Below are 23897 nucleotides of genomic sequence, written 5' to 3'. Positions count from 1 at the left end.
CCGGTCCCGCACCACGCGAAAAGGCGGCCCGCACCCTTCCGGGTGCCGGACCGCCCTCGTGGGAGAACCGGGGGCTCAGCCCTCGGCGGCCACCGGCTCCCCGGGGGGCGCGGGGGGCGGGGCGCTCGTCCCCGCGCGGGGCGGGAGGGCGGTCCGGTCCCGCACCACGCGAAAAGGCGGCCCGCACCCTTCCGGGTGCCGGACCGCCCTCGTGGGAGAACCGGGGGCTCAGCCCTCGGCGGCCACCGGCTCGCGGGTCGCCGCGGGAGCCATGAGCGGCAGCGGACCCGACTCCTTCGGCTGGCCGAGGCCCATGGCGCGCATGATGACGCCGACCACGCCGCCGAGGATCACGATCGCCATACCGGCCCAGAAGCCGACGGGCTGGGCCATCACCATGAAGGCGCCCGCGACGCAGAAACCGATGAAGGCGATGATGACACCGGTCCAGGCGGCCGGGGTGTGACCGTGGCTGCTGCCCGCCATGACTTGCTCCTCGTTGCTGTGTACGTTCCTGATGGGCGTCGTACGCTCTTCGTCCATTGTCCCGTACGCGTGCGCGTGCCGGACGCGGGGGTGGCGTCTGGTTCACCACATCCGGTTCGTCCCGGTCCGGCCGGGCGCGGCCGGCGGTTCAGGCGCCCGTCGGGTCCTCGCCCCGGTCCAGGGCCTTCCAGATCTCCTCGGGCCGCTCCGGGTCGGCCGGACGGGCCGCGCGCCGCGGGCGGGCGGTGCCGCGTTCGTAGCGGCCGGACATCGCGGGCCACCGGGCGCCGTAGCGCAGGGCGAGCAGTCCGGCGAGCAGGATCAGCACCCCGCCGGCCGCGGCGACGTAGGGCCAGCCGGTGTGGGTGAGCGCGTCGACCGTGGCGGAGGTGTCACCGCTGGCCTTGGCGGCCTGTTCGTCCAGCGCGGAGCTGTCGGAGGCGGTCGCCAGGGCCCCGGCGACGATCCCGGCGCCGGACAGCGCGAGCAGCCCGGAGACGGCGAGGCGGCCGGCCCTGCGGACGGCGAAGACGGCGACGAGCGCGGCGAGGCCCACTATGGCGAGGGCCGCGGGGACGCCCGTGACGTCACTGCCCTTGGCGGTCAGCGGGAACGCGCCGCCGGCCACCGTCGCGGTGCCCTCCGCCCAGCGCTGCCGGGTCGCGAGCAGCACCACGGCCGCGCCGAGCGCGCCGAACAGCAGGGCGACGGCGAGGCTGCGCCGGCCGGACCGGGCGGGTGCGGCGGCTTCGGAACGGGAGTGGGGTGCGGCAGTCACGTACTCCACTATCGCCTAGGACCCCGGGCCAACCGTCACCCGGGGTTCCGATCGGGGGCGTGAGAAGCGCCCTATCGCCCCAGGCGGTTCGCCGTGTGCACCGCCCGCAGCACCGCCGCGGCCTTGTTGCGGCACTCCTGGTCCTCGGCGACCGGGTCGGAGTCGGCGACGACGCCCGCGCCGGCCTGGACGTAGGCGGTGCCGTCGCGGAGCAGCGCGGTCCGGATGGCGATGGCGGTGTCGGAGTCGCCGGCGAAGTCCAGGTAGCCGACGCAGCCGCCGTACAGGCCGCGCCGGGACGGCTCCAGTTCGTCGATGATCTGCATGGCGCGGGGCTTGGGCGCGCCGGAGAGGGTGCCCGCCGGGAAGCACGCGGTGAGCACGTCGAAGGCCGTGCGGCCCGGGGCCACCCGGCCGGTGACGGTGGAGACGATGTGCATCACGTGCGAGTAGCGCTCGACGGACATGAAGTCGACCACCTCGACCGAGCCGGGCTCGCAGACCCGGCCGAGGTCGTTGCGCCCGAGGTCGACCAGCATCAGGTGCTCGGCGCGCTCCTTGGGGTCGGCGAGCAGTTCCTCGGCGAGGGCCTGGTCCTCCTGCGGGGTGGCCCCGCGGTGCCGGGTGCCTGCGATGGGGTGCACCATCGCGCGCCCGTCCTCCACCTTCACCAGCGCTTCCGGGGAGGAGCCGACGACGTCGAAGCCCTCGAAGCGGAAGAGGTACATGTAGGGCGAGGGGTTCGTGGCCCGCAGGACCCGGTAGACGTCCAGGGCGCCGGCGGTGCAGGGCGTCTCGAAGCGCTGGGAGGGCACCACCTGGAAGGCCTCGCCCGCGCGGATGCGCTCCTTGACGTCCTCGACGGCCCGCTGGAAGTCGGGGCCGCCCCACCGGGCGGTGTACTCGGGCAGTTCGGAGGGCGGCAGGACGGCCGGGGGCTGGGCGACCGCGCGCGTGAGGTCGGCCTCCATGGCGTCGAGCCGGGCCACGGCGTCCGCGTACGCCTCGTCGACGCCCGTGTCGAGGTCGTTGTGGTTGATCGCGTTGGCGATCAGCAGGACCGAGCCCTCCCAGTGGTCCATGACGGCGAGGTCGCTGGTGAGCAGCATGGTCAGCTCGGGCAGCCGGAGGTCGTCCTGCTCGCCGGGGCCGATCTTCTCCAGCCGGCGGACGATGTCGTAGCCCAGGTAGCCGACCATGCCGCCGGTGAACGGCGGCAGGCCCTCCTGGTGCGGGGTGTGCAGGGTCTCCAGGGTGGCGCGCAGGGCGGCGAGGGGGTCGCCGTCGGTGGGGACGCCGACGGGCGGGGTGCCGATCCAGTGGGCCTGTCCGTCGCGCGCGGTGAGCGTGGCGGCGCTGCGGACCCCGACGAAGGAGTACCGGGACCAGGACCGGCCGTTCTCCGCGGACTCCAGCAGGAAGGTGCCGGGGCGTTCGGCGGCGAGCTTGCGGTAGAGCGCGACCGGCGTGTCGCCGTCGGCGAGGAGCTTGCGCGTGACCGGGATGACGCGCCGGTCGGCGGCCAGCCCGCGGAAGGTCTCAAGGTCCATGGCGGCCGGCCTCACCGACCGGACGCCGCGGTGGCGGCGTCCGTCTCCGTCAGCAGCACGTCCGCGTCGAAGCAGGTGCGCGCGCCGGTGTGGCAGGCGGCGCCCACCTGGTCGACCTTGACCAGCAGCGTGTCGGCGTCGCAGTCCAGCGCGACCGACTTCACCCACTGGAAGTGGCCGGAGGTGTCGCCCTTGACCCAGTACTCCCGGCGGCTGCGCGACCAGTAGGTGCAGCGTCCCGTGGTCAGCGTGCGGTGCAGCGCCTCGTCGTCCATCCAGCCGAGCATGAGCACCTCGCCGGTGTCGTACTGCTGGGCGATGGCGGGGACGAGCCCGTCGGAGCTGCGCTTCAGCCGCGCGGCGATGTCCGGGTCGAGGCTGCTGGGCCGGGGTGTGCCGGTCGTACTGGTCATGGCTGCCATTGTGCCGCGCCGCGCGGGCCCGGTCCGGCCCCCGTCCACTGGGCGGACCGATCACCTGGTCGTAGGCTGACAGCATGTCGACCTTCGCCAAGCGTGAACGGCTGCTGCTCGCCGACCTCCTGGAGACCGTCGGCCCGGACGCCGAGACGCTCTGCGAGGGCTGGCTGACCCGGGACCTGGCCGCGCACGTGATCGTGCGCGAGCGCCGCCCGGACGCGGCCGGCGGCACGCTGATCAAGCAGCTCGCGCCACGCCTGGAGAAGGTGATGGCCGAGTACACCGCGAAGTCGTACGAGGAGCTGATCCGGCTGATCCGTACCGGTCCGCCGCGGTTGTCGCCCTTCCGGCTCAAGCAGATCGACGAGGCGGCCAACATCGTCGAGTTCTACGTCCACACGGAGGACGTGCGCCGCGCCCAGCCGGAGTGGACCCCGCGCGAGCTGGACCCGGTCTTCCAGGACACGCTGTGGTCCCGGCTGGAGCGGACCGCGCGGCTGATGGGCCGGGGCGTGCCGACGGGGCTGGTGCTGCGCCGCCCGGACGGCCAGACGGCGGTGGCGCACCGGGGCACGCCGGTGGTCACGGTGACCGGTGAGCCGTCGGAGCTGCTGATGTTCGCGTTCGGACGGCAGAGCGCGGCGCGGGTGGAGCTGGACGGGGACGCGGACGCGATCACGAAGCTGCACGACTCCCGGCGGCTGGGTATCTGAGCGGGCCCCTCGCGGGCCGTCAACCGGGGAGTTCGGCGTGGCGCAGGGCCGGTACGGCGAGGATGACGACCCCGCCGAGTCCGCAGACGGCGGCGCTGACGGCGTAGACCGGGCCGAGTCCGAAGGCGCCGATCGCGGCGGCGGCGAAGGGCATGCTCAGCGGGGTGAGGCCGAGGCTGACGAGGCCGGAGACGGCGGTGACGCGGCCCAGGTAGGCGGGGTCGGCCCGGGTCTGGAGGAACGCCCCGCAGAGCGCGCCGCTGAGCCCGGTGAGCAGGCCGACGAGCACGGCCGTGCCGACGGCGGCGGCCAGCGCCGGTACGAAGGCGAGGGACGCCACGGCGACGGAGCCGGCGGCGCACGCGCACCCGGCGACCAGTCCGGCGCGCGGCACCCGGCCGCGGGCCGCCAGGAGCAGCGAGGCGGCGCCCGCGCCGACGCCGAACCCGGCCAGCACCCATCCCATTCCGGCGGCGCCCCAGCCGCGCCGGTCGGCGAGCAGGGTCAGCCCGACGTTCAGCGGTCCGACGAAGCCCAGGTCACCGAGGGCGATGGCGAGCATCAGCGGCCCGAGCACCCGGTGCCGCCGGACGTAGCGGAGTCCGCCCTTCAGCTCGCTCCAGGCGGTGTCCGCTCGGGGGGACCCGGCGGGGCCGCCGGTGTCGGTGGGCAGGTCGCGGATCCGGACCGACAGCAGCAGCGGCAGCGACAGCGCGATCAGCAGGCCGGCGAGGGCGAAGGCGGCCGGGGCGCCGCCGAGGGCCACGCCGAGGCCGCCGAGCGGGGCGCCCACGACGCTCGCGCAGCGGATGGCGAGGCCGCGCAGGCCCTGCACTCGGGCCAGCTGGTCCTTCCCGGTGATCCGGGCGGGCAGCGCGCCCACGGCCGGCATGAAGACGGCGTCCACGGTGCCGAAGACCAGCGCGAGCAGGGCCAGCGGCCACAGTCCGGGGCTGGTGAGGAACAGCAGGGCGGCCACGGCGAGGACGGCGGCGCAGCGCACGGCGTCGCTGCCGACGACGACCCGGCGCGGGCCGAACCGGTCGGCCATCACGCCTCCGCCGAGCATCAGCACGGCCCTGGGCAGGGCGCTCGCGGACATCACGAGCCCGGCCTCGGCGGGGGTGCCGGCCTGGGCGGCGGCCCAGGACAGGGCGAGGTAGTAGACGTTGTCGCCGAGCATCGAGGAGGTGTAGGCACCGAGCCAGCGCAGGACGTTGGGGTCGCGGTGGGCCTGGGCGGCCGCCGGCGGTACGAGCGTGGCGGTCACGGGAGGGGTCCTCTCAGAAGCGGAACGGGGAAGCCGTACACATGCAGCGCGACGTGCTCACGCCCTTCGGTGTCGCCGCTCCGGGTCCCTGCTGCGGCTCGGCGCCGGAGAACCGACCGCGCCGAAGAGGGCGGCCTGACCGGTCCCGGACCGGGACGCCGTCGGACGCCGGCTGCCGCCACCGCTCCCGGCGTCGGTGCCGCGCGGTTCCGCCTCCTCCACGAGTCCGTGCCGGGCCGGCTTGCGCGGGGGCAGCCGACCAGGGGGCACCGCCTCGTCCACCCGCCGTGCCGGGGCACGGGGCAGCCCCGGCCGCGTGCGGTGGCCGGGGCCGGGGTCAGCGGGGTGTCACCGGACCGGGTGGCCCGCCCCGCGCAGCGTCTCCTTCACCTCGGTGATCCGCAGGTCGCCGAAGTGGAACACCGACGCGGCCAGCACCGCGTCCGCGCCCGCCGCGACGGCCGGGGGGAAGTCGGCGAGCTTGCCGGCGCCGCCGGAGGCGATCACCGGGACGGTCACGTGCCTGCGGACGGCCGCGATCATCTCCAGGTCGTAGCCGTCCTTCGTGCCGTCCGCGTCCATGGAGTTCAGCAGGATCTCCCCCGCGCCCAGCTCCGCCGCCCGGTGCGCCCACTCCACCGCGTCGATGCCGGTGCCGCGCCGGCCGCCGTGGGTGGTGACCTCGAAGGTCCCCGACCCGGTGCGGCGCGCGTCCACCGACAGGACCAGGACCTGACGGCCGAAGCGCTCGGCGATCTCGCGGATCAGGTCGGGGCGCGCGATCGCGGCGGTGTTCACGCCCACCTTGTCGGCGCCCGCCCGCAGCAGCTTGTCCACGTCCTCGGCCGTGCGGACGCCGCCGCCGACCGTCAGCGGGATGAACACCTGCTCGGCGGTGCGGCGCACCACGTCGTAGGTCGTCTCCCGGTCGCCGGAGGAGGCGGTGATGTCCAGGAACGTCAGTTCGTCGGCGCCCTCGGCGTCGTACACCTTGGCCATCTCGACGGGGTCGCCCGCGTCGCGCAGGTTCTGGAAGTTGACGCCCTTGACGACCCGGCCGTTGTCCACGTCCAGGCAGGGGATGACTCGGACCGCCAGGGTCATGAATCCACGGCTCCTCTGTATGCCTCTAGCTCTACTTCGACCAGGATGCGCGGGTCGACGAAGCCCTCCACGACCAGCAGGGTCGAGGCCGGGCGGACGTCGTCGAACAGCTCCTTGTGGGCGCGGCCCACCGCGTCCACGTCCCGCACATGGGTCAGGTACATCCGCGTCCGGATCACGGACCCGATATCGAGCCCGAACTCGCCGATCGCCTCGACCGCGCCGGTGAAGGCCACCTTGGCCTGTTCGTAGGGGTCGCCCTCGCCGTACAGCACATCGCCCCGGAAGGACGTGGTGCCCGCCACCAGCACTCGGTCGCCCGCCGCCACGGCGCGGGCGAAACCGAAGGACTCTTCCCAGGGACTTCCGCTCTGCACGCGCCGCACGGCTCGGGACGTCATGACGACACAGCCTCCAAGGCCTCTTCCAGGGTGAACGCCTTCGCGTACAGCGCCTTCCCGACGATGGCGCCCTCGACACCCAGCGGGACCAGACCGGCGAGGGCGCGCAGGTCGTCCAGGGAGGAGACGCCGCCGGAGGCGACCACCGGGCGGTCGGTCGCCGCGCACACGTTCCTCAGCAGCTCCAGGTTGGGGCCCTGGAGCGTGCCGTCCTTGGCGATGTCGGTGACGACGTAGCGGGCGCAGCCCTCCTTGTCGAGGCGTGCCAGCGTCTCGTACAGGTCGCCGCCGTCCCGGGTCCAGCCGCGGCCGCGCAGGGTGGTGCCCCGCACGTCCAGGCCGACGGCGATCTTGTCGCCGTGCTCGGCGATGACCTTGGCGACCCACTCCGGAGTCTCCAGGGCGGCCGTGCCGAGGTTGACGCGGGTGCAGCCGGTGGCGAGGGCGGCGGCCAGGGTGTCGTCGTCCCGGATGCCGCCGGACAGCTCCACCTTGATGTCCATCGCCTTCGCGACCTCGGCGATCAGCTCGCGGTTGTCGCCCGTGCCGAAGGCCGCGTCCAGGTCGACCAGGTGCAGCCACTCGGCGCCGGAACGCTGCCAGGCGAGGGCGGCCTCCAGCGGGGAGCCGTACGACGTCTCGGTCCCGGACTCGCCGTGCACGAGGCGGACGGCCTGGCCGTCGCGGACGTCGACGGCGGGGAGGAGTTCGAGCTTGGCCATGGTCTACAGGGTTCCGATCCAGTTGGTGAGGAGCTGGGCGCCGGCGTCGCCGGACTTCTCGGGGTGGAACTGGGTGGCCCACAGGGCGCCGTTCTCCACGGCGGCCACGAACGGCTTGCCGTGCGTCGTCCAGGTGACCCGGGGAGCCTCGATCAGCGGGTTGTGGGTCTCCAGCCGCCAGTCGTGGACGGCGTAGGAGTGCACGAAGTAGAAGCGGGCGTCGGCGTCCAGGCCGGCGAACAGCTGCGAGCCGGCCGGCGCGTCCACGGTGTTCCAGCCCATGTGGGGCACCACGTCGGCCTGGAGCGGTTCGACCGTGCCGGGCCACTCGTCCAGGCCCTCGGCCTCCACGCCGTGCTCGACGCCGCGCGCGAAGAGGATCTGCATGCCGACGCAGATGCCCATGACCGGGCGGCCGCCGGACAGCCTGCGGTCCACGACCCAGTCGCCCCGCGCGGCGCGCAGGCCCCGCATACAGGCGGCGAAGGCGCCGACGCCCGGCACCAGCAGGCCGTCGGCGTTCATCGCCCGGTCGAAGTCACGGGTGATCTCCACGTCGGCGCCCACGCGGGCGAGGGCCCGCTCGGCGGACCGGACGTTGCCGAAGCCGTAGTCGAAGACGACGACCTTCTTGGACTTCTGACCGCTCAATTCCACACCTCCAGCCGCATGACACCCGCCACCAGGCACAGGCCCGCGGCGATCGACAGCAGCACGATCAGGCTGCCGGGCATCTTCTGCTTGACGAAGGAGATGATGCCGCCGACCAGGAAGAGGCCGACGACGATCAGGAGGGTCGACAGACCGTTCATGGGGTTACAGCGCGCCCTTCGTCGACGGGAGGATGCCGGCCGCGCGCGGGTCGCGCTCCGACGCGTACCTGAGCGCCCGGGCCAGCGCCTTGAACTGGCACTCCACGATGTGGTGCGCGTTGCGCCCGTACGGCACGTGCACGTGCAGCGCGATCTGCGCCTGGGCGACGAAGGACTCCAGGATGTGCCGGGTCATCGTCGTGTCGTACTCGCCGATCATCGGCGCCATCTTCTCCGGCTCGGTGTGCACCAGGTAGGGGCGGCCGGAGAGGTCGACGGTGACCTGGGCGAGGGATTCGTCCAGCGGGACCGTGCAGTTGCCGAAGCGGTAGATGCCCACCTTGTCGCCGAGCGCCTGCTTGAAGGCGGCGCCGAGCGCGAGGGCGGTGTCCTCGATGGTGTGGTGGGAGTCGATGTGCAGGTCGCCGTCGGTCTTCACGGTCAGGTCGAACAGACCGTGCCGGCCGAGCTGGTCGAGCATGTGGTCGTAGAAGCCGACACCGGTGGCGATGTCGGTCCGGCCGGTGCCGTCGAGGTCTATCTCGACCAGTACCGAGGTCTCCTTGGTGGTGCGCTCCACGCGTCCAACGCGGCTCATGAACCCTGCTCCTTCTTCAACTCACGGACCGCGTCGAGGAACGCGTCGTTCTCCTCCGGGGTGCCGGCGGACACCCGCAGCCACCCCGGTACGCCGTTGTCCCGGACCAGCACACCCCGGTCGAGGATGCGCCGCCACGCCCGGTGGGCGTCGTCGAACCGTCCGAACTGCACGAAGTTCGCGTCGGACTCCGTGACCTCGTAGCCGATGGCGCGCAGCTCGGCGACCAGCCGGTCCCGCTCCGCCTTGAGCTGCTCGACGTAGCCCAGCAGCGTGTCGGTGTGCTCCAGCGCGGCCAGGGCGGTCGCCTGGGTGATCGCCGACAGGTGGTAGGGCAGCCGGACGAGCTGGACGGCGTCCACGACCGCCGGGTCGGCGGCGAGGTAGCCCAGGCGCAGGCCCGCCGCGCCGAACGCCTTCGACATCGTCCGGGAGACGACCAGGTGCGGGCGGCCCGCCAGCAGCGGCAGCAGCGAGCGGCCGTGGCTGAACTCGACGTACGCCTCGTCCACGATCACCATGGACGGCTTGGCCGCCTGCGCCGCCTCGTACAGCGCGAGGACCGTCTCCGGCGGGACCGCGTTGCCGGTGGGGTTGTTGGGGGTGGTGATGAAGACGACGTCGGGCCGGTGCTCGGCGATGGCCCGGGCGGCGGCGTCCCGGTCGATGGTGAAGTCCGCGGCGCGCGGGCCGGGGATCCAGCCGGTGCCGGTGCCGCGCGCGATGAGCGCGTGCATCGAGTACGAGGGCTCGAAGCCCATCGCCGTGCGGCCCGGTCCGCCGAAGGTCTGGAGCAGTTGCTGGATGACCTCGTTGGAGCCGTTGGCGGCCCACACGTTCGCCATGCCGAGCGGGTGTCCGCCGGTCCGCGTCAGGTACCCGGCCAGCTCGGTGCGGAGCTGGACCGCGTCCCGGTCCGGGTAGCGGTTCAGGTCGCGGGCGGCCCGGCGGACCCGCTCCGCGATCCGCTCGACCAGCGGCTCGGGCAGCGGGTAGGGGTTCTCGTTGGTGTTCAGCCGTACGGGGACGTCCAGCTGGGGCGCGCCGTAGGGGGACTTGCCGCGCAGCTCGTCCCGTACGGGGAGATCGTCGATGCCGGTCACTTGCCCGTCGGTACCTTCCAGCCGAACCTCGCCTTGACCGCGGCGCCGTGCGCCGGCAGGTCCTCCGCCTCCGCCAGCGTCACCACGTGGTGGGCGACCTCGGCGAGCGCGTCCTTCGTGTAGTCGACGATGTGGATGCCGCGCAGGAAGGACTGCACGGACAGGCCCGAGGAGTGGCAGGCGCAGCCGCCGGTGGGCAGCACGTGGTTGGACCCGGCCGCGTAGTCGCCGAGCGAGACGGGGGCCCAGGGGCCGATGAAGATCGCGCCGGCGTTCCGCACCCGGTCGGCCACCGCGGCGGCCTCGGCGGTCTGGATCTCCAGGTGCTCGGCGCCGTAGGCGTCGACCACCCGCAGGCCCTCCTCGACGCCGTCCACCAGGACGATGGCGGACTGCCTGCCCTTCAGGGCGGGCACGATCCGGTCGTCGATGTGCCGGGTGGCGGCGACCTGCGGCTCCAGCTCCTTCTCCACCGCGTCCGCCAGCTCGGTGGAGTCGGTGACCAGCACGGCCGCGGCGAGCGGGTCGTGCTCGGCCTGGCTGATCAGGTCCGCGGCCACGTGCACCGGGTCGGCGGTGGCGTCCGCCAGGATCGCGATCTCGGTCGGGCCGGCCTCGGCGTCGATGCCGATCCGGCCGGTGAAGTAGCGCTTGGCGGCGGCGACCCAGATGTTGCCCGGGCCGGTGACCATCACGGCGGGCGGGCAGGACTCGGTGCCGTAGGCGAACATCGCGACGGCGGTGGCGCCGCCCGCGGCGTACACCTCGTCCACGCCGAGCAGGGCGCAGGCGGCGAGGATCGTCGGGTGCGGCAGACCGCCGAACTCCGCCTGCGCCGGGGAGGCGAGCGCGATGGACTCGACGCCGGCCTCCTGCGCGGGCACCACGTTCATGACGACGGAGGAGGGGTAGACCGAGCGGCCGCCGGGCGCGTACAGACCGACGCGCTCGACCGGCACCCACTTCTCGGTCACCGAGCCGCCGGGCACCACCTGGGTGGTGTGGGCGGTACGGCGCTGCGCGCGGTGGACCAGCCGAGCCCGGCGGATGGACTCCTCCAGGGCGGCGCGGACCGCGGGGTCGAGAGCGGCGAGCGCGTCGGTGAGCGCCTGGGCCGGGACACGGACGTTTTCCAGCCGTACTCCGTCGAACTTCTCGGCGAAGTCGATCAGCGCCGCGTCGCCCCGATGATGCACGGCCTCGCAGATCGGACGCACCTTCTCCAGGGCGGCCGAGACGTCGAAGTCGGCTCGGGGCAGCAGGTCGCGCAGGGCGGGGCCCTCGGGGAGGGCGTCGCCGCGCAGATCGATTCGGGAAATCACAGTCCCAATTCTCTCAGATCGCCGTCGGGAGCCGTCCGCGCGTATCAATGGCTGATACAGAACGTGGGTCAATGCCTGGTACAGAGGCTGGCCGAGACCGGAAGATCACCTTCACGTGGTGTGTTCCGGAGGTCACGCAGCGGGCATGAACGGCTGTACATGAACGGCTGTACGAAAAGGTTCGGACGGAGAGGAGGGAGACGGTGACCGAGGTGGCCGGCACCCGTACCGGGGACCTGCCGGACGACCTGACCGCGACCGAGGCGGGCATGTGGCAGGCCTTCCGCAACGGCAGTGTGTACGACCTGAGCAGCGGCGACGCCGCCGTGGACGATCCGCACGGCGGACATCCGTGGGGGCCGGAGCGGACCGTGCGCGCCCGGACCGTCTGCTGGCTGCTGCTGGACGGGCCGCCGGCATTGGCCGGCCGGGTGTCCTCGCTGAAACTCGTCGGTGTGCGGATCACCGGGGTGGTGGACCTGTCGGGCGGCCAGGTCACGCCGTACGTGGAGCTGACCGGCTGCCGCTTCGACCAGGAGATCCGGCTGCCGGAGGCCCGGTTCACCACCGTGCGCCTGGCGGACTGCGCGGTGCCGCGGCTGGAGGCGGCCCGGGTGCAGACGGAGGGTGACCTGCACCTGCCCCGCTGCCGGTTCCGGTACGGCATCCGGCTGACGGACGCGCACATCGGCACCGACCTGCTGCTCAACCAGGCGGTCGCGCACCGGGACCGGCTGGGCCGGTCGATCGCGGCGGACGGCATGACCGTCGGCCAGGACCTCCAGGCGGAGCTGCTGGAGTCGCACGGCGAGCTGAGCCTGCGCGGCGCCCAGGTCGGCGTCTCGCTCAGCCTGCGCGGCGCGAAGCTCGCCAACCCCTACTCGCGCTTCGCCCTGAACGCCCCCCAGCTCACGGTCGAGCGCACCCTGTACCTGACCCCGGCCGGCGTGGGCAGCCCCGCGCTGAGCGGCACCACCCCCGCGCGCGGGACGCGCATCCAGCGGTTCGAGTGCCGGGGCGGGGTGCGGCTGGACGACGGGCGGTTCGGGGACGCCGTCGACCTGGAACGGGCCCGGTTCGTCCTCTCCGAGGACCAGGAGCTGTCGCTGCGCCGGGTGCAGGCGCCGGAGCTGCGCTTCCTCGGGGACCGGCCGGAGCACGGCAAGGTGGTGCTGTCCGGGGCGCGGATCACCACGCTGGTGGACCGGGCGAGCAGCTGGCCGGACGCGGGCCGGCTGCACATGGGCGGGTTCAGCTACGAGAACCTGGTGCCGCAGGGCCCCTTCCCGCTGACCCGGCGCCTGGACTGGGTGGCCGCGGCCACCGCCGAGTACGCCCCGGAGCCGTACGAGCGGCTGGCCGCGGTGCTGCGCGCCGCCGGGGAGGACGAGGACGCGCGCGAGGTGCTGCTCGCCAAGCAGCGCCGGCGCCGCGAGACGCTGCCGCCGGCCGCGAAGGTGTGGGGGTTCGCGCAGGACTGGACGGTGGCCTACGGCTACCGTCCGGGCCGGGCCGCGGTGTGGATGGCGGTGCTGTGGGCGGCGGGCACGCTCGCGTTCGCGCACGCGGACCACCCCCCGGTGGACTCCGGACACCCGGCCTGGAACCCGGCGCTGTTCACGCTGGACCTGCTGCTGCCGGTGATCGACCTGGGCCAGGTCGGCCAGTGGCAGCTGCGCGGCGGCTGGCAGTGGCTGGCGGCGGTGATGATCCTGCTCGGCTGGATCCTGGCGACGACGGTGGCGGCGGGCGCGACCCGGCTGCTGCGGCGCAACTGACGCACACACCCACCACTCTCACCACTCCCCCACAAGACGCACATTCACCCTTTACCGGCCCTTGACCGTCGGCCGTGCAACTTTCCACGACTTGCCCGGGACCTCTGGCGCCGCCCCGGCCTGCGGACTTTCAATGGTCGACACCATGGCTCTGCTGCCCTCGTTCATCCGCCCCCCGCGGACGGCCAAACGCCTCACCCGCCCGGCCGGCCGGCCGCCGGCCGGCGACGAGGCCGTGCTCGACGCGCCCGACGACCGTCTCTCGCCCGCCCTCGTCGCGGCCGGCCGGGGCGAGTACGCCGTCGCGGCCGGGCTGCTCGCCGTCACCCGCGCCGCGGCCGAGTGGGAGCACCGGGACCGGTACGCGCGGCGTCTGGCCGCCTTCGCCCGCTCCCGCCCCGAGTGGTTCGACCAGTGGCGCGCCACCGCCCCGGACGACCCCGGGGTGCTGCTGGTCGCGGCCCAGCTGGCGGTGGACCGCGCCTGGCCCTCGCCGGCCCGGACCGAGCTGCTGCGCGAGGTGAGCCCGCTGATCACCGCCGCCGCCCGGGCCGAGGACCGCGACCCGGTGCCCTGGCGGATCGCGCTCGACCACGCGCGCGGCTCACGGGCCGGCCACCGCTACTTCGAGGAGCTGTGGGAGGCGGCCGTGCGGCGCGCCCCGCACCACTACGGCTGCCATGTGGCCGCGCTGCGCTACCTGGCCGACTCCTGGCACGGCTCCCACCGCGAGTGCTTCGACTTCGCCGACCGGGCCGCCCAGGACGCCCCGGCCGACTCCCTGGTCCAGGCGCTGCCCGCCCGGGCGGCCTTCGGCTACCTGACCGACGGGTGCGGCCCGAAGGTGCCGCGGTCCCGGCTGGACGAGGCGGCCGACCGGGCGATCGCCCTGTCCGGGCGCCTCCCGGCGGCCGACCCGTGGCCCGCCGAGCTGCGCAACAAACTGCTGTACGTGCTGCTGCGGCTGGACCGCCGGGAGGACGCCCGCGCCCAGCTGGCCCTGATCGGCCCGTACGCCACGTCGTTCCCCTGGGACCGGTGCTCCGACGACCCGCTCGGCCACTTCCTGCGGCTGCGCGAACACCTGGAGTCGGGAGCCCCCGGACCCGCTCCGGCCGGGCTGCTGGGCTGGCCGCCGGAGCCTCCCGGCGGCCACGGCGGACACGTTCGCGCCGCCGACCACTAGGCTGGGGCGCCGTGACCACCGTCCGTCTCCCGCTGTTTCCGCTGAACTCGGTGCTGTTCCCGGGGCTCGTGCTGCCGCTGAACGTCTTCGAGGAGCGTTATCGCGCCATGATGCGCGACTTGCTGAAGACCCCCGAGGACGAACCGCGCCGGTTCGCCGTCGTGGCCATCCGCGACGGCCTGGAGGTCGCGCCGAGCGCCCCGGGCATGCCGGATCCCACGGCACGGCCCGAGCGCGGTCCGGCCGCCGGCTTCGGCCCCGATCCGCTCAAGGCCCTCCACGCGGTGGGGTGTGTGGCGGACGCGGCGACCGTCCGGGAGCGGCCCGACGGCACGTTCGAGGTGCTGACGACCGGTACGACCCGGGTGCGGCTGCTGTCCGTGGACGCCTCGGGGCCGTTCCTCACCGCCGAACTCGAAGAGCTGGCGGAGGAGCCCGGGGACGAGGCCGGCGCGCTCGCCGAGGACGTCCTGCGGTCCTTCCGCCGGTACCAGAAGCGCCTGGCGGGCGCCCGCGAACGTTCGCTGTCCGGTGGCACGGAACTGCCGGACGACCCGAGCGTGGTGTCGTACCTAGTGGCCGCCGCGATGGTGCACGACACACCGACCAAGCAGCGCCTGCTCCAGGCGCCGGACACCGCGTCCCGGCTGCGGGACGAGCTGAACCTGCTGCGCGCGGAGACGGCCATCATCCGCACCCTGCCGTCGCTGCCCGCGTTCGAGCTGACGCGGACGCCGACCAGCCTGAACTGAACCGAGGAGAACCGCACTCCCGATGGCGAAGAAGCCGAAGAAGCAGCAGTCCGCGGGGACGCCCGCCACGGTGGCCCTGACGGCGGCGGGCGCGGACTTCACCGTCCACGCCTACGACCACGACCCGTCCCACCCGTCCTACGGCGAGGAGGCGGCGGAGGCGATGGGCGTCCCGCCCGACCGCGTCTTCAAGACCCTGGTGGCCGACGTGGACGGCTCCCTGGTGGTCGGCGTGGTCCCGGTGGCCGGCTCGCTGGACCTGAAGGCCCTGGCGGCGGCGGTGGGCGGCAAGCGGGCGGCCATGGCCGACCCGGCCCTCGCCGAGCGCACCACGGGCTACGTCCGCGGCGGCATCTCTCCGCTGGGCCAGCGCAAGAAGCTCACGACGGTCCTCGACGACTCGGCCCGCGCCCACCCCACGATCTGCGTCTCGGCCGGCCGGCGGGGGCTGGAGGTGGAACTCGCCCCGGCGACCCTGGCCGATCTGACGGACGCGGTACTGGCCCCCATCGGCCGGCCCTGACCCGGGACCGCGCCGACCGCCCTAGGGACGGGGCCGACGCCTCCCCCGCGGGGCCGCCGGACCGGAACCGGCGCACCGGGGCCGCCGTCGACCGAGCGGGCGTCCGGTGCACAGGGGCCGCCCGTGACCGTGCCGCCGTCCCGGCGGCCAGAGCCGCCGGGACGGGACCGGTGTCCCCGGCCGGAGCACGGAGGCGATACCGGCACCCGGCAGGCACCAGGTGACCGGGGCGGCGAAGGTCAGTCGACCGGGGTGTCGTAGCGCGGTTCGGGGTCGCGGGGGCCGAACAGGGCCGTGAGGCCCAGGTGGGCGAGGAGCGCGGCGAGCGGCCACGCCAGCAGCGCGCCCTTCGCCGACAGCTTCAGCGGCGCCGCGAACGACACCCCCTTGCCCACGGCCTGCGCGTGCGCGAGTACGTCGGAGTCCGGTCCGAGCCACACGCCGAGCCGCCAGGCCAGCAGGGACCCGAGCAGGCTCCCAACACCGAGCGCCACCGCCAGCGGCACTCCCCCGCGCCGGCGCAGCAGGAAGACGACGACCGCGCTGACGACTCCGAACCCGAGCCCCAGCAGGGTGAACGTTCCGTCGGCCCCGACCGCCTGCTCCCCCTCGGTGTCCTTCAGGTACACGACCCAGTTCTTGTCGATCTCGTCGCCGACCAGCGGTACGTGCGGTGCCAGCCACCACCACAGCAGCCCCAGCAGCACCCCGCCGAGCGCCACCGCCACCGTGATCACGGCGGCCTCCCGCACTTCCGTCCGCATCCCGGGACCGTCCTGTTCGTACTCGCTCCCGGCGGGTGCCCCGGCCGGCGGCGAAGCCTGCCAGACCTCGTTCGGGGAGTCGTCGTGCGGCGGCGGTGGCGGAGTCAACGGTGCGGTCACCCTGCCATCGTGCCAGGTCGCGCCGTGCGCCGCGTCACCGGACGGCGGCCCTGCGGTAGGCCCGGGTGGCCACGGCCAGCGAGACGACTCCGACCCCCGCGCACACCCCCAGGTCAGCGAGGACGACGGCCCAGTCGGGGTGCGGCCCGAAGGTCCGCGCGTACGCCTCCACGCCGTAGGTGGAGGGCAGCAGATCACGGGCCAGCCGGACGATCTCCGGCATCCGGTCGGCCGGCAGCACGCCCAGCAGCAGCGCCGCCGACATGCCCAGCTGCCCGAGCAGCGTGGCCAGCTCCGGCCGGGGCGCGAGCAGCCCGCAGGCGGCGCCCAGCCCGGCCAGCGCGGCCCCGGCGAGCGGGATGACGGCCACCAGGATCCACAGGTTGGCCAGCGGCAGCCCGAAGAGCGCACACCCGAAGAGCGCGGTCACCAAGGTCCCCGGCACGGTGAAGGAGGCGTACGCCGCCGCCGCGCCCAGCACCACGGCCGCCGGCGGCACCGGCAGCGTGGCGTAGTGGTCGAGTCCGCCGCTGGCCCGCAGCTGCCCGAAGTACTGCGACAGCAGGTTCAGCGCCACGTACGCGACGACCAGCACGGACGACCCGGCCACCACGGACTGGGCCTCGGGGCCGCTGTCGACCACCCCGCGCATCATCACGGTGATGCCGACGGACTGGAAGGTCGCCACGAACAGCAGCGGGATGCGCGCCACCCGGGCCCGGGACAGCTGCGCCCGGTAGACGGCCGCCAGAGACGGCCACAGCCGCGCGGGCGGTCCGAGCTCGGCCGCGCGGGGCGCCGTCTCCGGCACGGCCCGGGCGCCGCCCGGCACGACCTCGGCGGGTACGACACTCACGACGAGCTGCTCCTCTTCCCTACGGCAGTCGCGCGGACCCCCACGCCATTCGCGCGGAGCCCCGCGCCGGCCACGGTCCGCCCGCTCACGCCCGCACCAGTCCCTGCCGGGCCGCCCCGCCCAGCGCCAGGTACACGTCCTCCAGGCTGGGCGTGGCGAGCGTGAAGTCGTCCAGGGCGGCGAAGGCGGTGCCGCCGGTCACGGTGGCGACGACGGCACGGGCCTCCTCGGGCGCGAGCCGGAGCGTCCAGCGCCGCCCGGACTCCACCGCCCGCTCGCGCAGCACGGCCACCTCGGGCACCTCCAGCGGTGCCCGCTCCCGCCACACCAGCTCCACCCGCACCTCGCCGGCGACCTGGGCCTTGAGCCCGGCGGGGCTGTCGCAGGCGATGACCCGGCCCTGGTCGAGCACGGCGACCCGGTCCAGGACCGTCTCGGCCTCGATGACGTTGTGGGTGACCAGCAGCACCGTCGTACCGCGCTCGGCCCGCCGCCGGTCCACGGCCGCCCACACCGCGCGCCGGGCCACCGGGTCCATGCCGGTGGTCGGCTCGTCCAGCACGAGCAGCGGGCGCTCGCCGACGAGGGCGGCGGCGAAGCAGGCGAGCCGCCGCTGCCCCCCGGACAGCTTCTTCAGCGCGCGTCCGGCGATCGGGGTCAGCCCCAGCTCCTCCAGGACGGCGTCGCGCTCGGCCCGCGCGGTCGTCGCGTCCAGGCCGCGCAGGCGTCCGGTGGTCTCGGCGGCGAGGGAGACGGTCAGCTCGTCCAGGGCCGAGGACTCCTGGCCCAGATAGGCGAGGAGCCGGGCGGCCCGCTCGGGGTGCCGCACGATGTCGTGGCCGAGTATCTCGACGCTGCCCGTATCCGGCCGCAGCAGCCCGGTGAGCTGCCGCACGAGGGTGGACTTGCCGGCGCCGTTGGGGCCGAGCAGCCCGAAGACCTCGCCGCGCCGCACGTCCAGCTCCACCCCGTCGGTGGCCCGCACCTCGGGGGTGGCCGGCGTGCCCCGGCGGCCCTTGACGGCCGGGTAGGTCTTCCCGAGCCCGCGCACGCGTACGACCTCGTCGTACCGAAGTGCCTGTGCCGCGCGCGTCATCACAAGGGACGAGAGTACGGGGTCGGGGGGCTTTACTCGCCTTTGGGGGCGGCCCCGGGAGGTCAGTCGGCGGCGGGCGCGGGCTGCTCGGCCGCCGCCGGAACGTCGAACTCCCGCCAGAACCCCGCCCGAATGGCGTAACGGTCGTGCTCGTCGATCTGGTCGTCCTTGTGCGCGAGCAGCCCGAACCGCGCCGCGTACCGCAGCAGCTCGCCGTCGATGCGGTGCGGGATGCGCGGATACATGTGCGACAGCCGCTGGAGATGGCCCTGGTCGCCGAGCCGGGACATCCAGCGGCGGGCGAAGACCTGCCCCACCTCGTACGGGTCGCCGCCGACGGTGGTGATGTCCTCCTCGCGGTCGGCCCACCGCTGTTCGGCGGTGGTGAGCTGGGCCAGCGTCGGCATCGCGGCGACCTCGGGCGACTCGGACACCGCGCCGGGCCGGTCGACCCAGCCCTTGTCGGAGGACCAGCGCAGGGTCGCGGTCGCCGGCTGCTGCACGGAGGGGGTGCCCGAGGGAGTGCCGGGGGCGCGCAGCGCGGCCAGGTCCTTGGGGGTGGGGACGCCCTTCGGGGCGGGGACCCGCTCCGCGGCGCCGTTCTCCGCCGACGCGGCCGGCGGGTGCGCGGGCCGTTCGGCGGACCGCTCGGCGGTCGCGGTGAGCGCGGACTCGGGCAGCGGCGCGGAGAGGATCGCGGCGATCTCGGGGCGGGGCGCGGGCGGCGGGGGGCAGACCCCGGTCAGCTCCTTGGCGCGGACGGCCTGGGTGATCCAGGCGCGGTCCAGCACGCGCCGCTCGTCGGCCTCGGCGACCAGGTCCTCGGACTGGTTGTAGTCGCCGTCGGCGGCCTGGACGGCCCAGAGGTGGACGGCGACGCCGTGCTCCTTGGCGGCCATCATGCCGGGCAGCAGATCGCCGTCACCGGTGACCAGGACGATGTCGGAGCAGGCGCGGTTGCGGGCCAGCTCGGTCAGCTCGGCGTGCATGGCGGCGTCGACGCCCTTCTGCGCCCAGCGCCCGTCGCTGCGGGTGAGGGCGCCGAGCCGGACGGTGACCCGGGGCATCACGCGCAGCCGGCGGTGCTCCGGCTGGGGAACACGGTCGGGTGCGCCGTCGAACCAGTAGATGCGCAGCAGCGGGCGCTCGGTCTCGGACTCCGCGCGTTCCCGCAGGGCCTGGATCAGCGCGGTGTGGTCGACGGTGATCCGGGACCGCGAGGGCTCGCCGGCGAGGAGGCTGGCGGCGGCGCCCAGCAGGTACCCGGCGTCCACCAGGACGATGCAGCGGTCCACGCGACTCACCCTCTTCCCGGGAGGTTTTGCTTCGGACTTCCTTCGAGTCTGCCCGACCGCGCGGGGGTTAACGGCCGGAACTCGATCTTCGGCGTGGCGTTTCCGGTTCCGGGCCGCCCACCTGCCCTGTCACACACGGTAATTATCCGACATGCGCCTGATGTCGGCATATGTGAATCTGGTCCCGGCCCTGGCCCCTAGATCCCCCACAGGAGGCAGAACCATGGCCAAGAACAAGAACCGCAAGCAGGCCGGCCCGCAGAACCGCGCGCAGCAGACCGAGCACGCGCAGCGGCCTCCGGCGGAGGAGCACGAGTCGCCGGTGTCGCAGATCTCGGGCAGCCCCGCGGATGTTGCTCGTAAGAAGCAGAAGAGCTTCGGCCACAACTAAAAGGGCAGTTGAAGCCCGGTACACACGAGGGGCGCACCCGCCTGGGGTGCGCCCCTTCATGCCGTACGGGTCTCAGCCGGCCAGGCAGGACGGGCCGAGGAGCACCTTCAGATCACCGAACAGGGCCGGGTCGGGCTTGACCCGGTGCCGGTCCAGGCGCAGCACGGTGGTCTTGCGCGGGCCCTGGAGCCTGATCCGGACCTCGCTGTCGCCCTTGTGGTGGCTGAGGATCTCGCCGAGGCGGCTGACCATCGGCGGGGTCACCTTCAGCGCCGGGATGGTGAGCACCACGGGCGCGTTGGTGCCCGCGTTGGACAGGTCGGGGACCATCAGCTCCATGGCGACGAGCCGGGGCACGTCCTCCCGCTTGTCGAGGCGGCCCTTGACGAAGACCACGGCGTCCTCGACGAGTTGGGTCGACACCAGCTGGTAGGTGGCCGGGAAGAACATGCACTCGATGGAGCCGGCGAGGTCCTCGACGGTGGCGATCGCCCAGGCGTTGCCCTGCTTGGTCATCTTGCGCTGGAGGCCGGAGATGATGCCGCCGATGGTGACCACCGCGCCGTCGGCGTGCTCGCCGCCGGTGAGCTGGGCGATGCCCGCGTCCGCCTTGTCGGACAGCACGTGCTCCAGACCGAACAGCGGGTGGTCGGAGACGTACAGACCGAGCATCTCCCGCTCCTGGGCGAGCAGATAGGTCTTGTCCCACTCGTCGTCCGCGAACTGCACGTCGAGTCCGAAGCCGGGCTCGCTGCTGGTCTCCTCGCCCATCCCGCCGAAGAGGTCGAACTGGCCCTCGGCCTCCTTGCGCTTGACCGCGACCACGTTGTCGATCATCGGCTCGTACTGCGCCGTCAGGCCCTTGCGGGTGTGGCCCATCGAGTCGAAGGCACCGGCCTTGATCAGCGATTCGGTGGTGCGCTTGTTGCAGACCACGGCCTCGACCTTGTCGAGGTAGTCGGGGAAGGAGGTGTACTTCCCCTTCGCCTTGCGGCACTTGATGATCGACTCGACCACGTTGGTGCCGACGTTGCGGACGGCGGAGAGGCCGAAGAGGATCACGTCGTCGCCCTGGGCGGCGAAGTTCGCCTCCGACTCGTTCACGTTGGGCGGCAGCACCCGGATGCCCATCCGGCGGCACTCGTTGAGGTAGACCGCCGACTTGTCCTTGTCGTCCTTGACGGAGGTCAGCAGGGCGGCCATGTACTCGGCGGGGTGGTTCGCCTTCAGGTACGCGGTCCAGTACGACACCAGGCCGTACGCGGCCGAGTGCGCCTTGTTGAACGCGTAGCCGGCGAACGGGACCAGGACGTCCCAGAGCGCCTGGATCGCCTCGTCGCTGTAGTTGTTCTTGCGGGCGCCGGCCTGGAAGATGACGAAGTTCTTCTCCAGCTCCTCCGGCTTCTTCTTGCCCATGACGCGGCGGAGGATGTCGGCCTCGCCGAGCGAGTAGCCCGCGATGATCTGGGCGGCCTTCTGCACCTGCTCCTGGTAGACGATCAGGCCGTAGGTGACGTCCAGGACCTCCTTGAGCGGCGCCTCCAGCTCCGGGTGGATCGGCGTGATCTCCTGCTGCCCGTTCTTGCGCAGCGCGTAGTTCGTGTGGGAGTTCATGCCCATCGGGCCCGGCCGGTACAGGGCCGACACGGCGGAGATGTCTTCGAAGTTGTCCGGCTTCATCAGCCGGAGCAGGGACCGCATGGGGCCGCCGTCGAACTGGAAGACGCCGAGGGTGTCGCCGCGCTGGAGCAGGTCGAAGGTCGTGGGGTCGTCCAGCGGCAGGGACAGCAGGTCGATGTCGAGGCCCTTGTTGGCCTTCACCATCTTGACCGCGTCGTCCATGATCGTGAGGTTGCGCAGGCCCAGGAAGTCCATCTTCAGCAGGCCGAGCGACTCACAGCTCGGGTAGTCCCACTGGGTGATGGTCACGCCGTCGGTGTGCCGGACCCAGACCGGGACGTGCTCCGTGATGGTCTCGCTGGACATGATCACGCCGGCGGCGTGCACGCCCATCTGCCGGACCAGGCCCTCCACGCCGCGCGCGGTGTCGATGACCTTCTTGACGTCCGGCTCGTTCTCGTACATCCCGCGGACCTCGCCGGCCTCGCTGTAGCGGGGGTGGGCGGGATCGGTGATGCCGGACAGCGGGATGCCCTTGCCGAGGACGTCGGCGGGCATGGCCTTGGTGATGCGGTCGCCCATCGCGTACGGGTAGCCCAGCACGCGCGCGGAGTCCTTGATCGCGTTCTTGGCCTTGATCGTGCCGTAGGTGCCGATCATCGCGACCTTGTCGGCGCCGTACTTCTCGGTCACGTACCGGATCACCTCGACGCGCCTGCGCTCGTCGAAGTCGATGTCGACGTCGGGCATCGAGATGCGCTCGGGGTTGAGGAACCGCTCGAAGATCAGGCCGTGCGGGATCGGGTCGAGGTCGGTGATGCCCATGGCGTAGGCGACGATCGAGCCGGCCGCGGAGCCACGGCCGGGGCCGACGGCGATGCCCTGCTTCTTCGCCCACATGATGAAGTCGGCGACGACGAGGAAGTAGCCGGGGAAGCCCATCGAGATGATGGTGTCCATCTCGTAGTCGGCCTGCTTCTGGCGGTCCTCGGGGATGCCGCCCGGGTAGCGGCGCTCCATGCCGCGGCGGACCTCCTCCTTGAACCAGGTGACCTCGGTGTAGCCCTCGGGGATGTCGAACTTGGGCATGAGGTCGCGCTTCTCGAACATCCCGGTGGTGTCCACCATCTCGGCGACGAGCAGCGTGTTGGCGCAGCCCTCCTGCCAGGCGTCCGAGGAGTCGATGGCGTACATCTCGTCCGTGGACTTCAGGTAGTAGCCGGTGCCGTCGAACTTGAAGCGGTCGGGGTCGGAGAGGTTCTTGCCGGTCTGGATGCACAGCAGCGCGTCGTGGGCGCCCGCCTCGTGCGCGTACGTGTAGTGCGAGTCGTTGGTGACCAGCGGGGGGATGCCGAGCTTCCGGCCGATCTCCAGCAGGCCGTCGCGGACCCGGCGCTCGATCTCGATGCCGTGGTCCATCAGCTCCAGGAAGTACTTGTCCTTGCCGAAGATGTCCTGGTACTCGGCGGCGGCCTTCAGGGCCTCGTCGAAGTGGCCGAGGCGCAGCCGGGTCTGCACCTCGCCGGAGGGGCAGCCGGTGGAGGCGACGATGCCCTCCGACCACTTCGCGATGGTCTCCTTGTCCATCCGGGGCCACTTCTGGAGCCAGCCCTCGGCGTAGGCGTCGGAGGAGAGCCGGAAGAGGTTGTGCAGGCCGGTCCGGTTCACGGCCCACATCGTCTTGTGGGTGTAACCACCGGAACCGGAGATGTCGTCCCGCTTCTGGTGCGGCTGGCCCCAGAGGATCTTGCGCTTGTTGCGCCGGGACTCGGGGGCGACATACGCCTCGATCCCGATGATCGGGGTGATTCCGGCCTTCTTCGCGGAGTGGAAGAAGTCGTACGCCCCGTGGAGGTTGCCGTGGTCGGACATGGCGATGTGCGTCATGCCCATCTCGTTGCAGGCGTTGAACATGTCCTTCAGCCGCGCGGCACCGTCCAGCAGCGAGTACTGGGTGTGGACGTGCAGATGCGTGAAGGGCGGCTTCGACACGGTTTGGGCCTCCGGGGAGAACACCGCGGCGCTGGGCGCCTCGGCGAGGGTGGCGGTCGGGTGACGGGTGGGGCACCGGTCGACGGGCCGGGCCGGCGGACACTTCTGGGGTCAGCGTCGAAGTCTATGCCTCGCCACTGACACCCGGGACGACCCCGGTGGCGCGAGCCGCCTCCGCACGGGGTGGCGACCGGGCGGCGGGCGGGCACTCCCGCGTACCTTCGTGCGTTGGAGACGGCAGAGACG

24 protein-coding genes are annotated in these 23897 nt (G+C 73.1%); 6 read left to right on the top strand and 18 right to left on the bottom strand.

What is annotated here, in order from left to right; genetic code table 11:
* Positions 1 to 228: 228 nt before the first annotated feature.
* From IF37_RS0118555 to hisI, 4 genes are all read right to left on the bottom strand, one after another.
* On the bottom strand, positions 229 to 486 hold the full coding sequence (locus IF37_RS0118555; RefSeq protein WP_030743607.1) for an HGxxPAAW family protein: 258 nt from the start codon (positions 484 to 486) through the stop codon (positions 229 to 231).
* A 148-nt stretch (positions 487 to 634) separates the two neighbouring features.
* Complete coding sequence (locus IF37_RS0118550; protein WP_030743606.1) at positions 635 to 1273, bottom strand: TIGR02234 family membrane protein; 639 nt, start codon at positions 1271 to 1273, stop codon at positions 635 to 637.
* Positions 1274 to 1335: 62 nt separating this feature from the next.
* Complete coding sequence (locus IF37_RS0118545; protein WP_030743604.1) at positions 1336 to 2814, bottom strand: anthranilate synthase component I; 1479 nt, start codon at positions 2812 to 2814, stop codon at positions 1336 to 1338.
* Between the two features lie 11 nt (positions 2815 to 2825).
* Positions 2826 to 3227 carry a phosphoribosyl-AMP cyclohydrolase gene (gene hisI / locus IF37_RS0118540; RefSeq protein ID WP_030743602.1) on the bottom strand — a complete coding sequence of 134 codons (402 nt, stop codon included), beginning with the start codon at positions 3225 to 3227 and terminating at the stop codon, positions 2826 to 2828.
* 83 nt (positions 3228 to 3310) lie between these two features.
* On the opposite strand from hisI, the gene IF37_RS0118535 reads away from it, so the two are divergent.
* Entirely contained in the window at positions 3311 to 3946 is a 636-nt protein-coding gene (locus IF37_RS0118535) for a TIGR03085 family metal-binding protein (RefSeq protein WP_030743600.1), read from the top strand.
* Positions 3947 to 3965: 19 nt separating this feature from the next.
* On the opposite strand, the gene IF37_RS0118530 is transcribed toward IF37_RS0118535, so the two are convergent.
* The 9 genes from IF37_RS0118530 to hisD form a co-directional block, all read right to left on the bottom strand.
* Positions 3966 to 5216 (bottom strand): MFS transporter, encoded by a 1251-nt coding sequence (locus IF37_RS0118530; protein WP_030743598.1) that lies wholly within the window; start codon positions 5214 to 5216, stop codon positions 3966 to 3968.
* Between the two features lie 348 nt (positions 5217 to 5564).
* Complete coding sequence (gene hisF / locus IF37_RS0118525; protein WP_030743596.1) at positions 5565 to 6320, bottom strand: imidazole glycerol phosphate synthase subunit HisF; 756 nt, start codon at positions 6318 to 6320, stop codon at positions 5565 to 5567.
* Positions 6317 to 6721, bottom strand: coding sequence for a RidA family protein (locus IF37_RS0118520; RefSeq protein ID WP_030743594.1), 405 nt, complete (start codon positions 6719 to 6721; stop codon positions 6317 to 6319). The genes hisF and IF37_RS0118520 overlap by 4 nt, the downstream gene beginning before the upstream one ends.
* Positions 6718 to 7443 (bottom strand): bifunctional 1-(5-phosphoribosyl)-5-((5-phosphoribosylamino)methylideneamino)imidazole-4-carboxamide isomerase/phosphoribosylanthranilate isomerase PriA, encoded by a 726-nt coding sequence (gene priA, locus IF37_RS0118515; protein WP_030743592.1) that lies wholly within the window; start codon positions 7441 to 7443, stop codon positions 6718 to 6720. The genes IF37_RS0118520 and priA overlap by 4 nt, the downstream gene beginning before the upstream one ends.
* 3 nt (positions 7444 to 7446) lie before the next feature.
* Complete coding sequence (gene hisH, locus IF37_RS0118510) at positions 7447 to 8094, bottom strand: imidazole glycerol phosphate synthase subunit HisH (protein WP_030743590.1); 648 nt, start codon at positions 8092 to 8094, stop codon at positions 7447 to 7449.
* Positions 8091 to 8255 (bottom strand): hypothetical protein, encoded by a 165-nt coding sequence (locus IF37_RS44970; protein ID WP_030743588.1) that lies wholly within the window; start codon positions 8253 to 8255, stop codon positions 8091 to 8093. Before IF37_RS44970 ends, hisH begins: the two co-directional genes overlap by 4 nt.
* A gap of 4 nt (positions 8256 to 8259) precedes the next feature.
* Positions 8260 to 8853 (bottom strand): imidazoleglycerol-phosphate dehydratase HisB, encoded by a 594-nt coding sequence (gene hisB / locus IF37_RS0118500; protein WP_030743584.1) that lies wholly within the window; start codon positions 8851 to 8853, stop codon positions 8260 to 8262.
* A complete protein-coding gene (locus tag IF37_RS0118495) occupies positions 8850 to 9956 on the bottom strand; it encodes a histidinol-phosphate transaminase (protein ID WP_030743582.1) in 1107 nt (368 codons plus the stop codon). The genes hisB and IF37_RS0118495 overlap by 4 nt, the downstream gene beginning before the upstream one ends.
* On the bottom strand, positions 9953 to 11278 hold the full coding sequence (hisD, locus tag IF37_RS0118490; protein WP_030743580.1) for a histidinol dehydrogenase: 1326 nt from the start codon (positions 11276 to 11278) through the stop codon (positions 9953 to 9955). The genes IF37_RS0118495 and hisD overlap by 4 nt, the downstream gene beginning before the upstream one ends.
* A gap of 203 nt (positions 11279 to 11481) precedes the next feature.
* Between hisD and IF37_RS0118485 the strand changes: the two genes are divergently transcribed.
* The 4 genes from IF37_RS0118485 (at position 11482) to ybaK (ending at position 15517) form a co-directional block, all read left to right on the top strand.
* Positions 11482 to 13056: an oxidoreductase gene (locus IF37_RS0118485; RefSeq protein WP_030743578.1), complete on the top strand. Its 1575-nt coding sequence runs from the start codon at positions 11482 to 11484 to the stop codon at positions 13054 to 13056.
* A 133-nt stretch (positions 13057 to 13189) separates the two neighbouring features.
* Positions 13190 to 14242, top strand: a complete 1053-nt coding sequence (locus tag IF37_RS0118480) for a hypothetical protein (RefSeq protein ID WP_173456902.1) — start codon at positions 13190 to 13192, stop codon at positions 14240 to 14242.
* A gap of 11 nt (positions 14243 to 14253) precedes the next feature.
* Positions 14254 to 14994: an LON peptidase substrate-binding domain-containing protein gene (locus tag IF37_RS0118475; RefSeq protein ID WP_030743574.1), complete on the top strand. Its 741-nt coding sequence runs from the start codon at positions 14254 to 14256 to the stop codon at positions 14992 to 14994.
* A 22-nt stretch (positions 14995 to 15016) separates the two neighbouring features.
* Positions 15017 to 15517: a Cys-tRNA(Pro) deacylase gene (gene ybaK / locus IF37_RS0118470; protein ID WP_030743572.1), complete on the top strand. Its 501-nt coding sequence runs from the start codon at positions 15017 to 15019 to the stop codon at positions 15515 to 15517.
* Positions 15518 to 15756: 239 nt separating this feature from the next.
* On the opposite strand, the gene IF37_RS0118465 is transcribed toward ybaK, so the two are convergent.
* The 4 genes from IF37_RS0118465 to IF37_RS0118450 all read right to left on the bottom strand — a co-directional run bounded on the left by IF37_RS0118465 (position 15757) and on the right by IF37_RS0118450 (position 19648).
* Positions 15757 to 16401 carry an ATPase AAA gene (locus IF37_RS0118465; RefSeq protein ID WP_030743569.1) on the bottom strand — a complete coding sequence of 215 codons (645 nt, stop codon included), beginning with the start codon at positions 16399 to 16401 and terminating at the stop codon, positions 15757 to 15759.
* A gap of 34 nt (positions 16402 to 16435) precedes the next feature.
* Complete coding sequence (locus IF37_RS0118460) at positions 16436 to 17257, bottom strand: ABC transporter permease (protein ID WP_030743567.1); 822 nt, start codon at positions 17255 to 17257, stop codon at positions 16436 to 16438.
* Positions 17258 to 17342: 85 nt separating this feature from the next.
* Positions 17343 to 18353 (bottom strand): ABC transporter ATP-binding protein, encoded by a 1011-nt coding sequence (locus IF37_RS0118455; RefSeq protein WP_052845239.1) that lies wholly within the window; start codon positions 18351 to 18353, stop codon positions 17343 to 17345.
* A gap of 62 nt (positions 18354 to 18415) precedes the next feature.
* Entirely contained in the window at positions 18416 to 19648 is a 1233-nt protein-coding gene (locus IF37_RS0118450; RefSeq protein WP_030743560.1) for an NYN domain-containing protein, read from the bottom strand.
* A 223-nt stretch (positions 19649 to 19871) separates the two neighbouring features.
* Between IF37_RS0118450 and IF37_RS44965 the strand changes: the two genes are divergently transcribed.
* On the top strand, positions 19872 to 20039 hold the full coding sequence (locus IF37_RS44965; RefSeq protein ID WP_173456900.1) for a hypothetical protein: 168 nt from the start codon (positions 19872 to 19874) through the stop codon (positions 20037 to 20039).
* A 72-nt stretch (positions 20040 to 20111) separates the two neighbouring features.
* Here IF37_RS44965 and dnaE read toward each other — a convergent pair whose 3' ends face one another.
* A complete protein-coding gene (gene dnaE, locus IF37_RS0118440; RefSeq protein WP_030743558.1) occupies positions 20112 to 23651 on the bottom strand; it encodes a DNA polymerase III subunit alpha in 3540 nt (1179 codons plus the stop codon).
* Positions 23652 to 23897 lie beyond the last annotated feature (246 nt).

This window comes from Streptomyces sp. NRRL S-31 (genome assembly GCF_000718775.1).
In the GTDB taxonomy this organism is placed as follows: Bacteria; Actinomycetota; Actinomycetes; order Streptomycetales; family Streptomycetaceae; genus Streptomyces.
Note: the sequence above shows the minus strand (reverse complement) of the source record. Positions and strands in the feature narration are given on the sequence as shown.

Bases quoted from the DNA above. Each gene is read 5' to 3' on its own strand.
- IF37_RS0118555 (WP_030743607.1), bottom strand. From the start codon at position 486: ATGGCGGGCAGCAGCCACGGTCACACCCCGGCCGCCTGGACCGGTGTC.
- IF37_RS0118545 (WP_030743604.1), bottom strand. From the start codon at position 2,814: ATGGACCTTGAGACCTTCCGCGGGCTGGCCGCCGACCGGCGCGTCATC.
- hisI (WP_030743602.1), bottom strand. From the start codon at position 3,227: ATGACCAGTACGACCGGCACACCCCGGCCCAGCAGCCTCGACCCGGAC.
- IF37_RS0118535 (WP_030743600.1), top strand. From the start codon at position 3,311: ATGTCGACCTTCGCCAAGCGTGAACGGCTGCTGCTCGCCGACCTCCTG.
- hisF (WP_030743596.1), bottom strand. From the start codon at position 6,320: ATGACCCTGGCGGTCCGAGTCATCCCCTGCCTGGACGTGGACAACGGC.
- IF37_RS0118520 (WP_030743594.1), bottom strand. From the start codon at position 6,721: ATGACGTCCCGAGCCGTGCGGCGCGTGCAGAGCGGAAGTCCCTGGGAA.
- priA (WP_030743592.1), bottom strand. From the start codon at position 7,443: ATGGCCAAGCTCGAACTCCTCCCCGCCGTCGACGTCCGCGACGGCCAG.
- IF37_RS44970 (WP_030743588.1), bottom strand. From the start codon at position 8,255: ATGAACGGTCTGTCGACCCTCCTGATCGTCGTCGGCCTCTTCCTGGTC.
- hisB (WP_030743584.1), bottom strand. From the start codon at position 8,853: ATGAGCCGCGTTGGACGCGTGGAGCGCACCACCAAGGAGACCTCGGTA.
- IF37_RS0118480 (WP_173456902.1), top strand. From the start codon at position 13,190: ATGGTCGACACCATGGCTCTGCTGCCCTCGTTCATCCGCCCCCCGCGG.
- ybaK (WP_030743572.1), top strand. From the start codon at position 15,017: ATGGCGAAGAAGCCGAAGAAGCAGCAGTCCGCGGGGACGCCCGCCACG.
- IF37_RS0118455 (WP_052845239.1), bottom strand. From the start codon at position 18,353: ATGACGCGCGCGGCACAGGCACTTCGGTACGACGAGGTCGTACGCGTG.
- IF37_RS44965 (WP_173456900.1), top strand. From the start codon at position 19,872: ATGGCCAAGAACAAGAACCGCAAGCAGGCCGGCCCGCAGAACCGCGCG.